Source organism: Paenibacillus kobensis NBRC 15729, from assembly GCF_004000825.1.
In the GTDB taxonomy this organism is placed as follows: Bacteria; Bacillota; Bacilli; order Paenibacillales; family Paenibacillaceae; genus Paenibacillus_T; species Paenibacillus_T kobensis.
Map to the genome: position 1 here is coordinate 26,643 of NZ_BILZ01000021.1, position 14,074 is coordinate 40,716.

Genomic DNA, 14,074 nt, shown 5'->3' on the forward strand with positions numbered 1-14,074 from the left:
ATTAAGCCTCCCTTCGTCTACTAGCCGAGACTACATATTTCGTTATAATGTTGTGCCAATCCAGCTCCAATCGGACGATATCCTCTTCCACGAGCTCCTCGCCCGTCTGTACTTCGATCATCTCCAGATCCGTAATCGCGCGCACGCTATGCAGAATGTTCGGCTGAACGACGATGACGTCTCCCCGTTCGATGGTGCGCAGCTCTCCTGCGAGCACGATCTCTCCTCGTCCTGCCACTACGGTCCAGACCTCTTGCCGCTTGCGGTGATATTGATAGCTTAAGTTACAATCCGGAGAAATAAGAATGCGCTTCGTCAGCACTTGCCCGCCATCCGGATATTGAATATAGTCCAGCACCCGATACCTGCCCCAGCGTCGCTCCTCATACATCGGACGCTGCTCCTGATGACGCATCACTTCTTTGATCCGGGGACTCGCCGCCTTGTCCGCCACTAGAATCCCGTCGGGGCTCGCCGCTACAATAACGTTCGACAACCCCAGTACCGCTACCGGAATCTCCAGCTCATTAATCACATGCGCCGCCTGACAATCGTCTGACAGAACCGCTTTGCCGACCCTGCTGCTTCCCATCTCTTCCGTTAGCGTGTTCCATGTCCCAAGGTCCTTCCAGCTGCCGTCGTACGGCAAAACCGAAACCCGCTCCGCCCTCTCTACGATTTCGTAGTCGAAGCTGATCGCGGTCAGGCTCGCATACCGTTCATTCAACTGTTCATAGACAACCGGAAGTCCCCGGCTTCTGAGCTCCTGCATCATATAATCGAGCCGAAAAGCGAACACGCCGCAATTCCATAGCGCTCCCCGGCTAATCAGCTCGGCAGCCCGCTGCTCGGACGGCTTCTCTTCGAAATGCTCCGCTTCACAGTATTCCATGCCGCCATCCGGCGAGTTACGCGGAACAATGTAGCCGTATTTGGCAGAGGGATACGTCGGACGCACTCCCAACAACCCAATATCCGCTCCCGTTATTTCAAGCATATGCTCCAGTTTCGAAATTTGGACAAAAAAACGGTCTTCGACAAACGGGTCAACCGGCAGGACAACAACCGTTTCATCCGGAGCTGCTTCGCATACCGAGTGAAGGTATGCAGCCGCAAGCGCAATGGCCGGAAAAGTATCCCGGCGTTCCGGCTCGACAATAATCGGCTGCCGCGTTCCTAACTGAGCCTTGATCACCTCAATCTGTGACTGGCTCGTTGCTACGTAAGCGCACTCGCTCAATCCCGCGCGGGTTAATTGCCCCCAGACACGCTGGACCATCGATTCATATTGCCCGGACTCCGTCTGAAGCAGCTTGAGAAACTGCTTCGACCGGGTATCGTTCGACAACGGCCAGAGCCGCTTGCCCGATCCGCCGGATAAGAGGACGATCTTCATCATCGGATTCTCCTATTCGCTCAATCTAGTCTCCAACCGCTTGCGTGCTCTTGCCATGAGCTTCGTCCTGATTTGAAACTCGTTCAATACGACTAATGCGACCGCGTATACGGCCGCTCCCGTTGCAGCCTGTACAGCGAGTCCGAACGGCCCCCGCATGCCCGCAACCGGCAGCAATGCCAGCCCCATCATGAGCGCCGCCAGCAGAATCCGGGATAACGCTTGAAGCGAATAAGGAAGCCTGAACAATCGCTGCGTAATATAAATATTAGCGGCCAACATCAGCGCCGAGGCGATCAACGAACTGACAGCCGCGCCTTTCAATCCGTATATCGGAATAAGCGTATAATGGAGCCCGATATTCAATAGGATTCCAAGCGCTACCGGTACGACTTGCCAATAGGTCGTCCGGCCAAGCTGGTACGATACATCCGTATAATAGAGCTTGATTCCTTGCACCAGCATCATGAAAGAGATGATAGGAAGAATTGCAGCCAGTGAGCCGGCATAATGTTCCCCGAAAATAACTGCGGTCAGATTAGAAGACAGAAGCGTTATGCCCGTGACAGACGGAACGGCGATGAGCAGCAGCAGTTGATAATTATTGCTCATCTGTTCGCGCGCAGCATGCTCTCCTTGCTGTTCCAGCTTGCGGATAGCGAGCGGCAGCGCACTCAAGTTTACGACCATCATCAGCATCCCAACCGTCTGGAACGAAAAGTCGTAACCGGCCGCATACACCCCTGCATCCGCGTCGCTCATCAGCCAGCCGATCATCAGCCTGTCGATGGACTGCATGACGTAAGCCATGCTTCCGCTTATCATCAAAGGCAATCCATATAGAAGGATTTGCGCCGCAAGCCGTTTATCGTATGGCGCGCCCTTGATCCCCTTCCATTCCGAGCTGAATAGAAGATTGGCGGCCGCCGTTCCCGCTGCAATACCGTATAGAAGGCCGGTTTCACCGTATCCTGCCTCAATAAACAGAACACTCAGCGCGACAATCAACACCGATTTGACCGTTGCCATGATCCCGAATCGAACGGGCTGCAAATTCGAGCGCTGGAGCGCTTGCGACAGCTCGAACCAGGCGCTCGTCCAGAGCAGGAGAAGCGCACAAGCCAGTTCCGTCAGCCGGATACCGGTCACAAGGAGCAGTACCGCCCCCACTCCCGCGGACAATAGACACATGCCAACATAACCGGCGGCAACGGTACGCAGCAGCCTGCGGTATTGGGATTCATCACCCGCATATTTAGGCACGAAGCGAATCAAACCCAACCGGAACCATTGATACAGCAAGGCACTTGCCACACTTACATAAATAAGAACCGTCGCGTACCTTCCATACTCATCCGGATACAGCAGATGAGTGTAGAGGAACAGCGAGACAAAGCCGATCGATCCCGTAACCAGCTTGGCTAACAAATAAAGAAGCCCATGTTTAATCATGCTTGATCCCTTGCTTCGTGCACCAATTGCTTCTGCGCGCCAACTCCAAGCAATTGCTCATAGATGTCTTCGACCTGCCTTGCCACCCCGCGCATGTCGCAATGCTCCAGCACGTTGCGGTGCCCTTGTTCCGCCAGCTCGCGGTGAGGGACCTGGCCATTGATCCAGCGCTCGATGCATGCGGCCAATTGCTCCGCGTTCCCGTCCTCTACAACGAGACCGCCTCCGGTCAGCTCTACAATCTCCGGCGCGCCGCCGGAATCCGATACGATGACCGGCGTCTGTGCCAGCATCGATTCGATAATGACCCGGCCGAACGGTTCATTCCGCGAGAAATTGATCGTAATATCGCACTTGCTCATCAATTCAACCGGCCGGTCCGTATAACCATAAAATACGACTTGCTCTGCCAACCCGTACGCTTCCACCTTCCTCCTCAGTTCCTCGTAATAGGAAGCGGAGCCGTCAACCGCCGTGTCCCCGACGATGAGCAGCCGGCAATTTCGAATGCCGCGTGCACCCAAGTGATGCAGAGCCTCGATCGCGTAGTCGTACCTTTTCCACTCCACGATTCGTCCGAACATGCCGAGCAGCAGTACGCCATCCTCCATGAACGTTCTCGTCTTCGTCACTTCGGTCAGCCGGTCGACGCCATTATAGACGACGCTCGTCCTTCCGCTGTGCAAAGACCGTTGAACGAAACGGGATATGCAGATGACCCGGTCGAATAACACCGGCAGCACCTTCGTATACATCCCGGATTCATGATGATCGCGATTGTGCCAAATGAGCTTAGCCGAGGTCAGCAGGCGGAGCGGCCCTGCGAACCATGGCGCTCTCCAGCCATTCGCGTGAACGATATCGATACCCCGGCTCCGGACGAACACCCCGATCTTCCAGACGTTCGCAAGATAGCGCCAGCCCAACTTTGTCTTCACGCTATCCAGCTTGATCGGAACATGCTCGAACGGCACCCGGATTTCGTTCAGAAATGAGGTGTCCGCCGGACAAAGCAGGAACACCTTATGTCTTGCCGGATCCAGATAGTTGATCAGATGAATCAGACTTTGCTCCGCTCCGCCCTTCTTATCGGAATGGGTGGCGAATAAGACGCGTACAATATCTGGCCTAGTCATTCCTGTCTCCCTTCACCATCTGCAAGCGGGTGCAGCGAACGGATAAATTCATCGATTCTCTGCCTCTGATTGTATTGCGACTTGATGTACTGCTGCGACGCAGCCAACAGTTCCGCTCGCCTGTCTTCCCTTGCGTGAAGCTCATCGAGCTTCTCGACGAACTGTTCCGGGTCGTCAGCTACCGCAATATGCTCCCCGTCGACAAGCCCGGTGCCTTCGCAGCCGATGGTGGTCGATACAACCGGCAATCCGTGCTGGATCGCTTCGATTGTTTTTAATTTGACGCCTGCTCCGTTACGCATCGGATTGACGAATAAGCATCCCATCTCGTAGATGCTCTCCAAGCTTTCCGGCGTATCGAACACTTCCACCCGCTCCAAATCGAACTTGTGTAGCCAATCCAATGACTGCTTCCTGCTGTTCCCTGCGATAACGAAACGGTATTCCGGCCGGTGCAGCATGCGCGGATGCACGTGCTGCAAGTACCATTCAATGGCCTCCCGGTTGTTCGGCATAAATAACGATCCGACGAAGACAACAGCCCGCGCATGAGGACGAAAGGCTGCGAACCGGTCCAACTCGACAGGCGGAGGCAAGAACATGCTCCGTTTGCCGGGATGGGCATGATGAAATTTCTCGTACTCTTTGCTCGATATAAACATGTAATGATCGATATTGCGTAATACATGACGGCGAAGCCAACTGAACTTGATGCTTTCGGAATAGTAATACAGCTTGTGGAGCCAATTGCCCGTACTTCTAGCCAGCGCCTGGAAATAAACGACTTCATCGTTATGCACCCGAAGCAGCAGCTTCGTCCCGCTCTGCCTCACGGCGGAGTTACTGGCGATCGGATACGTCGCTTCACCTTCCAGAATGACGTAATCGTACGGACCGCCCGTTATTTCGGCGAACCGCAAAGGGTCGCGCTTGGCAACCTGATAAGGGGTCGGCGCAAGTAATTTCACCAGCTTCGATGACGCTGGGACAATCGTCACTTCCGCTGCGTAACGCTTCACGACAGCCAGTTCATCCGCAGTCGGCTGCTGCTGATTGCCGCATACGAGCACATGAATGCGCATGCCAAGAGCGTGTAAGGCCATAATCCTTCCCCATGTATCGACCCTCCCGCCATGATTGGCCGGGTAGGGGAAGTCACTGCAGACGATTAGAACGTTCAAACCGATCCCTCTTTTGCCTAGCAGCATCCTCTCGAATTGAAGATACGCCAATGAATGTAAAGAAAAGCCACACCTCGTATTTGATATCTAGCGAGATGAATAATAGAGACAGCAGTATAAATATGAACGCGGCCATCAACACGACGCTCGGACCAATATGCGCACGCGTCCAGCGGAACAAATGCGTGAAGAACAGCAGCGCTCCCGCTCCGCCGTACATGATCCACTGGAAGAATCCGGATTTGACGCCTAGATTTTTGTCGGAATCCGCATAGGTGGCAAGCTCTGTCGTATTGATGCTTGTGTAGCCCATCAAAGTGTTGAACATGCTGCCCATCCAATCAATGGCCGTGTCCAAGTAGGTATTAAAATAAATCACGAATGCCCCTGTTCCAACGCCGAACGGGTGATGGAGCACCGTAATGACCGCGATTAGAACCGTTCCAAGCCTTGTGTAGAGAGAAGTATAATTCTGCATATCGTTCTGCAGCGAGCTGATGACGCCTCCCGACAAATACTTAAAGGCGAAATAGGCGCCGCTTCCGATAACAACAAGCATAACGATGTTGCGGGCACGCCGAATATCCAGCATCCGGAGCATCATAATGATGACCGTAAGGAACAGTACGATCAGAAACCCTTTCGAAGACGTCACCGCTGCATACAGTCCAACTCCCGCCACGACCCCTATATTCGCTAATTGACGGCCTAGCCTGTGAAGCTTCCGCGACAGCTCGAGCAGCACCGCTCCGAACACGACCATGATCGTTCCGGTCGTACTGCTCTCGGAGGTTAACAGCCGCACCCGCCAATAGGGATTCGGACTGGAGTGAAGGAACGTAAGCGCACGAGGAATCGTCGCCAGCTCCACGAGCATAACCGCCATCAGAAACAGAAACACCATCCAGAACGCCCGGTGCAGGACGCCCAGCATCGATGCGCGGTGAAGCACTCTGTGCATATGCCTGACATACAGAAGGATAAGCAGGAAGTAGATGAGCACCTTGATCGCTTTCACTAGCAGCTTCTCACTGCCCAGCGCGAAGTTGGCCTGCATATATTGGACCATTACGTACGTTAAGCTAACGAAAGCAAGATAGAGCACGAACAGGAGCATATTTTTCTGCATGCCGGTTTCGAGTCTTAGCTTCTTGCTGCGAAGCAAGAGATGAACCTCACTCGCCGCAAATACGGGCATCATCATAATGATAGGCGTACGCCCGATTTCGCCGATCATATTTTTCAGCGGGAAGTCCTGATAGATGGTTAGCAGCAGCAGAAAGCACAAATACGCCCAGCACAGAAAAGCTTCTTGTCTCGAGCTGCCTCGACCGTCCCTTGGAGCAAAGCCGGTTCCCGGGTGTGCGGCTACGTTTCCCATACCATATCGCTCGTTCTTTCGAGATTGTCGTCCAGCAGCCGCTCATAGGCAGCCTCGATCTCGCGGTTCATGCGTGCCGCCGTAAATTTCTCAAGGTAAATCTGCCTTCCCCGCGCGCCCATTCGCTCCAATTCATGCTTGTTAAGCGATTCTATGATCGCTTTCAGTTCGTCGGGACGGTCCGGATCGAAGACGTACCCGTTCACTCCGTGTCGGATCAGCTCGGGCAGCGCAGCCCGGTTGCTGCAAATAACCGGCTTGCTGTTGCGCATCGCCTCGACAGCTACAAGTCCGAACCCTTCCCAGCGCGAAGGAACGATGACCGCATCGCACATCGAATAGTAACGGTCGATCTCGCTGTGCTTAATCCAGCCTAAGTCGACGACGAACTCCGGAATATCGATGCTCTGATCGCCCAGAATGCTACCGCCGGCTGTATGCAAGGTAACGTGGGGGAACTTGTGCGTGCGGAACTGGTCCGTTAGGATATCCAGTCCTTTGGCTTTATCGTAACGGCCGATATACAGCAGATTGATCGTTCCGGTATCGAATTGTTCGGCCGGCCATACGCCCCCGCTTCCGTCAGGGACGCCGCTATAAATTAATACCGAGCGTTCGGCCGGTATCCCGTGCTTCATCGATGTCTGGAGCTCATGTCCGGAAATATTAATAATAAGATCGGTACGCGCAGCCAATACCCGCTCGATCAACCCGTACAATCGCTTCTTATAGCCGGAAACGTCCATAATAAACGGCCATCCATGCGCACAATAGATGACCTTGAACTCGTATTCCCTGCGGACAAACAATAAAGCGCGTGTTAACAGGCCTGCGAACGTGCTGTGGAGATGTACGATATCGGGCTTAATTCGCTCGATCTCGCGATTGATCTGTTTCATGGCGCGGATAAAATATTTCGGATGCCGGCGGTAATCGTAATACCGTACCCGGTCCTCTTCAATCTGCCAATCACAGTGGCTGTTGTACCGACTCAGCAGTACATGCACGTCGTGCCGACTGGATTGATACTGCACGATCTCATTCAGGTACGTGGCGATTCCGCCATTCACGTATTCTCCAATATGCAGAATCCTCATCGATTCATGCTCCTGTCCTGCCGGATTCGATTGCTGGATCGAACATTCATTCGATTCGATTAATAGGCGCTGTTCGGCAAGATAAACACTTTTACCGTCTTCAGTAATATTTTGAAATCAAACCATATGCTGCGCTTACGAATGTAAACCAAATCAAGCTCTACCATTTGCTCAAAGCTCAGATCGTTGCGTCCGCTGACCTGCCATAGTCCCGTACAGCCCGGAATAACGTCGAGCCGCCTCTTGTGGTGATTGCTGTATTGTTCAACTTCTCTCGGCAGAGGAGGCCTTGGACCGACCAGGCTCATCTCGCCCCTAAGGACGTTGACCAGCTGCGGCAATTCGTCAATGCTTGTCTTGCGAATGAAACGGCCGATGCCCGTAATGCGCGGATCGCTTTTCATTTTGAACATGGACCCTTGAATCTCGTTGTGCTTCAGCAGCTCTTCCAGCCGATTCTCTGCATCGGGCACCATAGAACGGAACTTGAACATTCGAAATTCCTTCCCATTCTTGCCGACACGCGTCTGGCAGAAGATGACTTGCCCTCTCGGACTCTCCAGCTTGATTAATAGAACGGCAACGGTCAAGATTGGCAGAAGAAGCAAAAGTCCGATTATAGCGCCTCCGACATCCATCACTCTCTTCATCGTCTCATAGACTGCCTTCCGTTCGCACCGATCCTGCTGCCCGGCCTCTAATTCATAGTCGAGCGGCATGCCCTGTTCCCTATCTGTATTCACAAACTGCACTTCGTCACGGCCGACCGGCAACATCCGTATACCCTCCTGATTTAGCTAAGCCTCAAACTCTATAGGATAAAATCTTGTACGAGAATGTGCCTTATGTGTCCTAATTAAGCGCAGCTCGTAATGGTTTATCGCGTCCCAGCGTCACTGCTGGTCTTGCTCAAGAAAAGCAATATATGCTTCCGGTGTGTTCAGATTCGTAAACGCGGAGTTCGTGTCATCATCGTCGGCTTCTATAACAACCGCTTTCGCTTCGCGGAGCACTTCCATCATTCTGAGTTGCCCGGATTCTAATCTACCCGCTAGCAGCGGAACGATGTTCGTATGATAAAGGGCATGGAACGGTTGGCCTTGAACAGCAACAACCATTGCATCCGGCGCCCGATGACTTTCAAGCTGCCCGATCAAGGAAGACGATACATGCGGCATGTCGCAAGCCAGTACAAACGCATAGTCCGGCTGCTGAAGTGAAGATAATGCGGCATGCAGACCTGCAAGAGGACCCTCTCCCGGAAACAAGTCTTCTACGATTCCAGTGCCAGAGGTGGGCAAATGTTCCGTAATAAGCCCGCGATACATACTTGCCTGCTCCGGCGTTCCAGCGGATACCGTCACCCGCATTCCCATCCCGTTAAGCTTCGCGATGAGATAAATAAGCAGCGGCTGCCCTTTCACGGGCAGAAGCGCTTTATCCCGCCCCATTCTTGAACTGCGTCCTCCTGCGAGCACAATCGCTTCGGTCACTTTCATCTTCGCCCTCCTGTCGTTCATAAGCGTCGCATCGCTGCGCATACAATCTATTACCGCCGAATATCAGAATCAGGCCAGGCTATTCGCCTATGAAGGAGATGCTCGAACGTGAATCAACGTCCAAGCAACAACGAGAAGCTGCTTGCAGGAGTCCACCCGCTCGAAGCCAATAACTATCTTCCGCTTCCTCTCGTGATTACCGCTGCGGAGGGAGCTTGGGTGACGGATGCGGATGGAGTCAAGTATCTCGACATGCTGAGCGCCTACTCGGCATTGAACGCAGGACACCGGCATCCCCGGCTGGTCCGCGCGATGCTGGACCAGTCCATGCGCGTAACGCTTACTTCCCGCGCTTTCTATAATGAGCCGTACATTCGCTTCTGCACCGAATTGACACGATATACAGATAAGGAAGCGGTATTGCCAATGAATACAGGGGCCGAGGCGGTCGAGACCGCCATCAAAGCGGCGCGGCGCTGGGGCTATAAACATCGAAACATTCCAGAAGGACAAGCGGAAATCATCGTCTGTACGGACAATTTCCACGGGAGAACCATTACTGCCGTCTCCTGCTCTTCCAACATTGAGTATCGAAGCGGCTTCGGTCCGTTCACTCCAGGCTTCCGGATCATTCCATACGGGGATATCGAGGCGCTTGAACAGGCTGTCACACCTCATACAGCCGCTCTGCTCATCGAACCGATTCAAGGCGAGGCCGGCATTGTACTGCCGCCTGAAGGCTATTTATCCGCATGCGCGAATCTGTGCAGGTCCAGCGGCATTCTGTTGATTGCCGATGAGATTCAAACCGGCTTTGGCCGTACAGGCCGCAGGTTCGCCTGTGACCATGAGAGCGTCGCGCCCGATATCTACGTGCTCGGCAAGGCTCTTGGAGGCGGACTGCTTCCGGTCTCCGCAATCGCCGCGAACCGTGACATTCTGGACGTGTTCGATCCGGGCTCTCACGGCTCTACATTCGGCGGCAACCCGCTCGCCTGTGCCGTAGCCGTAGAGGCGATAGCCGTCACCGTAGAGGAACAGCTCGCCGAACGCTCTCACGAGCTTGGCAACCGGCTGCTGGAGGCAATGCGGGAGCTTCAGCACCCGGATATTCGCGAAGTTCGCGGCCGCGGCTTGTTCATTGGCATTGAGTTGCATGTACCGGCAAGACCTTACTGCGAGCGGTTAATGAAACTAGGGTTATTGTGTAAGGAAACGCACAACCACACCATCCGGCTTGCGCCGCCATTAACGATAACGCCCGCAGAGCTGGAATGGGCAATAGGCCGTCTAACGAATGTGTTCCAGCCTTAAAACTTAAACGGAAGCCATCTTCTGCGCGGCTGATGATGGGTAAGAACAGCGCCGATTACCGATACGCCGGCTGCCTCCAGCAATCGGCGCGTTCGAACGGCTTCGTCTTCCTTAACCGCGCCGCTTCTGAGCACGAACAGCGCACGGTCGCATGCGCCCGCAAGCTGAATCGCGTCCGCCGAATCCAGTACCGGCGGCGTATTCACCCATACCATGTCGTATTCGAACTGCTGCTGCCACTGTTCCAACCGCTCACGTAAAGGAAAAGCCCCGACAATGTCACCGTAATGATCGGAACGGTGTCCAGCCGTCAGCACGCTTAAATGATGAAGCACGTCATCTTGAATGGCATCGCCAATGCTGCAGCGGCCCTCCAGCACCTGGCTGAATCCCGCCGCATTCGGCAGGCCGAACAGCTTATGAAGAACAGGGTTGCCTAAATCGCCGTCTATGATCAACGTTCTTCTTCCCGCTTGGGCATAGGTAACCGCCAAGTTGGCGATCATCTCGACAGAACCATTATTAGCCGCCGGTGTCACAACCGCCAGCAATCGGGCGCCGGCTTTCTCCACTTGTTCCAGCTGCGCACGCAGCGACCGGTAACGCTCCGATAAGGCCGCGTTACCCCCGCTTAGTGTCACAAGCTTACTTCTCAATCGGGACATCCCGGCTCTCCCCCGTCATTCGCAGCTTTCGGCTTCTAGCGCCGGGTGTTTCATTCACTCGAAGCAGCGCCAGCTCGACTAATGTGGGCAGACCGAGAACACGGGCAATGTCACGCTCGCTTTTGACCGTCCGATCCAAAAATTCAAGCAGAACCGCAAGTCCTACGCCCGCAATCGCAGAAAGCACAACCGCAAATACAAGCAGCTTCTTCATCCCCATGTTTAACGGCGCCGGCGCAGCAGCAGGACTATCCTCCGCTGTATACAACTGCTCGATATTGCGGGTCTTATAGATCCGCTCCGCCTCGGCAAGAAATACGGAAGACACGGCATTCACCAGCTTAGCAGCGCGGCTGTACGACCCGTCTCTTGCTTGAATCGTCAGCACCTGCGATGTGGAGCTTGAACTGACCCGAATCTTACCTGCAATTTCCCCGGAAGACATGCCAAGCTCCGGATGCTCCGAGGCCACTCTCTTCAGCACGACTGGGGTTCGGATAATTTCCTTATACGTCTCGATCAACATTAGATTGGCTTCAATGACTTTGGAGTCCGGCGCATCTGTTCCGCCACCGGCAGCCGTACGTGTCATAATCAGCTTGGCAGACGCCTCAAAAACCGGTTCCTGCTTATACTGGCCGTAGCCGTACGCAGCGCCGGAGCCGATAATGACGAGAAGAACAATGAGCCACAATCTGCGCCGAACAATCGTTATATAATCCAGCAGATCAATCTCATCCGGCACTGATATCCCTCTCTTATCTTCAGAGTTGATCGGCAAAATTGAACCAAAAAATATGGAATAAAATATCGAATTAATATCAAAAATACGTCGAAGTGTAGGATATAAACATATTTTAACACGAATCATGAAGCCGTCAATCATATCCTTTTATGCCATCCGTTCAATTATTATTAAGCAAGAAAATGTAAGAGCAGCGAGAAATGCGCTTGGCAGAGGGGATGCCGGAGTGTAAGGGGAGGGATAGCGCTAACGCAAAAAAAACGGGGCAGAGGGAAATTCCCCTGCCCCGTTCTTTCTATTGAGAGTGAACGTCTAGTTCAACGACTTCAGCAATGCCATGCCAGCTGCTTTCTCTTCGTTAAACTTTGCTTGATACTCGCTAATAATAGCTGTGCTGTAGTTGTTAGCCACCAGCTTCGACTTCAGATCAGCCAGAATCGCATTAAACTGGCTCGTGATTTCCGTCATGTAGCTGTCACCTTCCGCGTACAACTTCTGCATCTCAGCCTTGTCATTAGCCTTCTGTGCTGCAATGTAACTAAGTCCAAGGCTCATCAGATTGGACTTCGCACTGTTATACAACGATTGAATCTTCGCGTCCGCATCGGCTACAAGCGCTTCATACGAGACAACACCACCACTGCCGCCAACTGCACCGCCAGGCGTGCCGGTTGTCGGTCCGTTGCCGCCGCCGTTATTCGTCGAGCCTGTCGTCTCGCCATCGCCGTTATTGCCCGTATTGGCAGTATTGCGGAACGATTCCGATTCGCCGCTAATCCGGTGATTCGCCGAATCCCACTTCATGACAGAGCCCGTGCTCTCGCTCATGAAACGAACCGGAACATACAGGCTGCCGCCCAGCAAGTAAGCCGTTTGATTAGCTGGAAGCTTCTTCACGACGCCATCAAATACGAACGAAGCACTCGAAGCCTGCAATTTCAATGCTACGTTGCCTTTCGCAGCCGGAGTCCCTGCCGGAGCAATCGCATTCGTCAAATACTCCTTCAGCGCGGTCAATTGAATCGCGCTTGGTTTCGCAACCGTAACTTTCGCATTCTTCGAATCCCACGTCACCGATTGCTGAAGCGCGTAAGAGATAAAGCGGACCGGCACGTAGGAAACGCCGTCCTTAATAAACAGGTATTGTCCTTCCGGCAGCTTCAGCGTCTTCCCGTCGAAGCTCAGTTCGTAAGCAACCGACTTCACGCCGCCAGCCGCGCTTGGCGCAGCGGCCGTTGCAGCCGTTGCCGGAACAACGAATAACAAGAGTACAAGCGTCATCAGTAACCATTTCAAATTGCGTTTGTTCATTGTTTATCTCATCCTTAATTATAAATTAGCCCCAGTGGGCCGCACGCATCTGTTTCTTTTCCTCGTCGGACAAGGCATTATAAACGCGAAGGAACTCTTTATAACTCGAAATAACCTCGTCGATTTCACCATATTGCCGAACGCTTCCTTCATGGATCCACAGTGCCTTGTTGCAAAATTTACTGACCTGCGACAACGAGTGACTGATGAAAAAGATCGTCTTGCCCCGATCCTTGAATTCATTCACTTTGGCCATACATTTATCCGTAAACGTCTGATCGCCTACGGACAACGCCTCGTCGATAACAAGAATATCGGGGTCGATATGTACCGATATCGCAAATCCGAGCCTTGCTTTCATCCCGCTAGAGTACACCTTGATCGGCTGGTGAATGAACTTGCCCAATTCCGCAAACTCGATAATACCGGGTGTAATCTCCTTGATCCGCTGCTTCGACAAGCCCATCATCAAGCCTTTCAGCTCAATGTTCTCTAAGCCGGTAAGCTGGTTGTTCAAGCCGGAGGAGATCGCGATCAGCGCTGCTGAGCCTACAATCTCGACCTGACCTTCCGTTGGCATCGTTACACCGGCAATCAGGTTGGACAATGTGCTTTTGCCCGACCCGTTCAGTCCGACTATGCCCACGACAGCCCCTTCTTCCACCTCAAAGGAAACATCTCGCAACGCGTTATGTGCTGTCCCTTGACGCCGAAGAGAGAACAGGTCGAGCAGCTTGTCCGAGGTTTTGCTGTAGAGCTTGTACCGTTTAGAGACACTTTGAAATTTGACTCTATAACTCATAATTGAAAATCACCTTTAATCATGCTAATGAATTATCTATCACTTTATTAAACACACTCGACAAATTATTAAGCCGGAGAGTAAAAACATGCGGA

12 protein-coding genes and 1 pseudogene are annotated in these 14,074 nt (G+C 53.1%); 1 reads left to right on the forward strand and 12 read right to left on the reverse strand.

Annotation, left to right across the window (positions count from 1 at the left end; translation table 11 throughout):
* Nucleotide 1: 1 nt before the first annotated feature.
* The 8 genes from PKO01S_RS13920 to mobA form a co-directional block, all read right to left on the reverse strand.
* Nucleotides 2-1,396, reverse strand: a complete 1,395-nt coding sequence (locus PKO01S_RS13920) for a sugar phosphate nucleotidyltransferase (RefSeq protein WP_127531998.1) — start codon at nucleotides 1,394-1,396, stop codon at nucleotides 2-4.
* A 12-nt stretch (nucleotides 1,397-1,408) separates the two neighbouring features.
* Nucleotides 1,409-2,848: a lipopolysaccharide biosynthesis protein gene (locus tag PKO01S_RS13925; RefSeq protein WP_127531957.1), complete on the reverse strand. Its 1,440-nt coding sequence runs from the start codon at nucleotides 2,846-2,848 to the stop codon at nucleotides 1,409-1,411.
* A complete protein-coding gene (locus PKO01S_RS13930) occupies nucleotides 2,845-3,984 on the reverse strand; it encodes a glycosyltransferase family 4 protein (protein ID WP_127531958.1) in 1,140 nt (379 codons plus the stop codon). Before PKO01S_RS13930 ends, PKO01S_RS13925 begins: the two co-directional genes overlap by 4 nt.
* Nucleotides 3,981-5,087 (reverse strand): glycosyltransferase family 4 protein, encoded by a 1,107-nt coding sequence (locus tag PKO01S_RS13935; protein WP_164779602.1) that lies wholly within the window; start codon nucleotides 5,085-5,087, stop codon nucleotides 3,981-3,983. Before PKO01S_RS13935 ends, PKO01S_RS13930 begins: the two co-directional genes overlap by 4 nt.
* 52 nt (nucleotides 5,088-5,139) lie before the next feature.
* A complete protein-coding gene (locus PKO01S_RS13940) occupies nucleotides 5,140-6,546 on the reverse strand; it encodes a hypothetical protein (RefSeq protein WP_127531960.1) in 1,407 nt (468 codons plus the stop codon).
* Nucleotides 6,534-7,643, reverse strand: coding sequence for a glycosyltransferase (locus PKO01S_RS13945; protein ID WP_127531961.1), 1,110 nt, complete (start codon nucleotides 7,641-7,643; stop codon nucleotides 6,534-6,536). Before PKO01S_RS13945 ends, PKO01S_RS13940 begins: the two co-directional genes overlap by 13 nt.
* A 59-nt stretch (nucleotides 7,644-7,702) precedes the next feature.
* Entirely contained in the window at nucleotides 7,703-8,362 is a 660-nt protein-coding gene (locus PKO01S_RS13950) for a sugar transferase (protein ID WP_127531999.1), read from the reverse strand.
* A gap of 174 nt (nucleotides 8,363-8,536) precedes the next feature.
* Nucleotides 8,537-9,142 (reverse strand): molybdenum cofactor guanylyltransferase, encoded by a 606-nt coding sequence (gene mobA, locus PKO01S_RS13955; RefSeq protein WP_164779603.1) that lies wholly within the window; start codon nucleotides 9,140-9,142, stop codon nucleotides 8,537-8,539.
* 108 nt (nucleotides 9,143-9,250) lie between these two features.
* Here mobA and rocD point away from each other — a divergent pair, with 108 nt between their 5' ends.
* Nucleotides 9,251-10,456, forward strand: a complete 1,206-nt coding sequence (gene rocD / locus PKO01S_RS13960; RefSeq protein ID WP_127531963.1) for an ornithine--oxo-acid transaminase — start codon at nucleotides 9,251-9,253, stop codon at nucleotides 10,454-10,456.
* Here rocD and PKO01S_RS13965 read toward each other — a convergent pair.
* The 4 genes and pseudogenes from PKO01S_RS13965 to tagH form a co-directional block, all read right to left on the reverse strand.
* Nucleotides 10,453-11,112, reverse strand: coding sequence for a CpsD/CapB family tyrosine-protein kinase (locus PKO01S_RS13965; RefSeq protein WP_164779604.1), 660 nt, complete (start codon nucleotides 11,110-11,112; stop codon nucleotides 10,453-10,455). The genes rocD and PKO01S_RS13965 overlap by 4 nt on opposite strands.
* A complete protein-coding gene (locus tag PKO01S_RS13970; protein WP_164779605.1) occupies nucleotides 11,102-11,866 on the reverse strand; it encodes a YveK family protein in 765 nt (254 codons plus the stop codon). The genes PKO01S_RS13965 and PKO01S_RS13970 overlap by 11 nt, the downstream gene beginning before the upstream one ends.
* A gap of 312 nt (nucleotides 11,867-12,178) precedes the next feature.
* On the reverse strand, nucleotides 12,179-13,177 hold the full coding sequence (locus tag PKO01S_RS13975; protein ID WP_127531966.1) for a copper amine oxidase N-terminal domain-containing protein: 999 nt from the start codon (nucleotides 13,175-13,177) through the stop codon (nucleotides 12,179-12,181).
* Between the two features lie 43 nt (nucleotides 13,178-13,220).
* Nucleotides 13,221-13,979 (reverse strand): annotated as a pseudogene (tagH, locus tag PKO01S_RS13980) (teichoic acids export ABC transporter ATP-binding subunit TagH); the annotation flags it as partial.
* Nucleotides 13,980-14,074 lie beyond the last annotated feature (95 nt).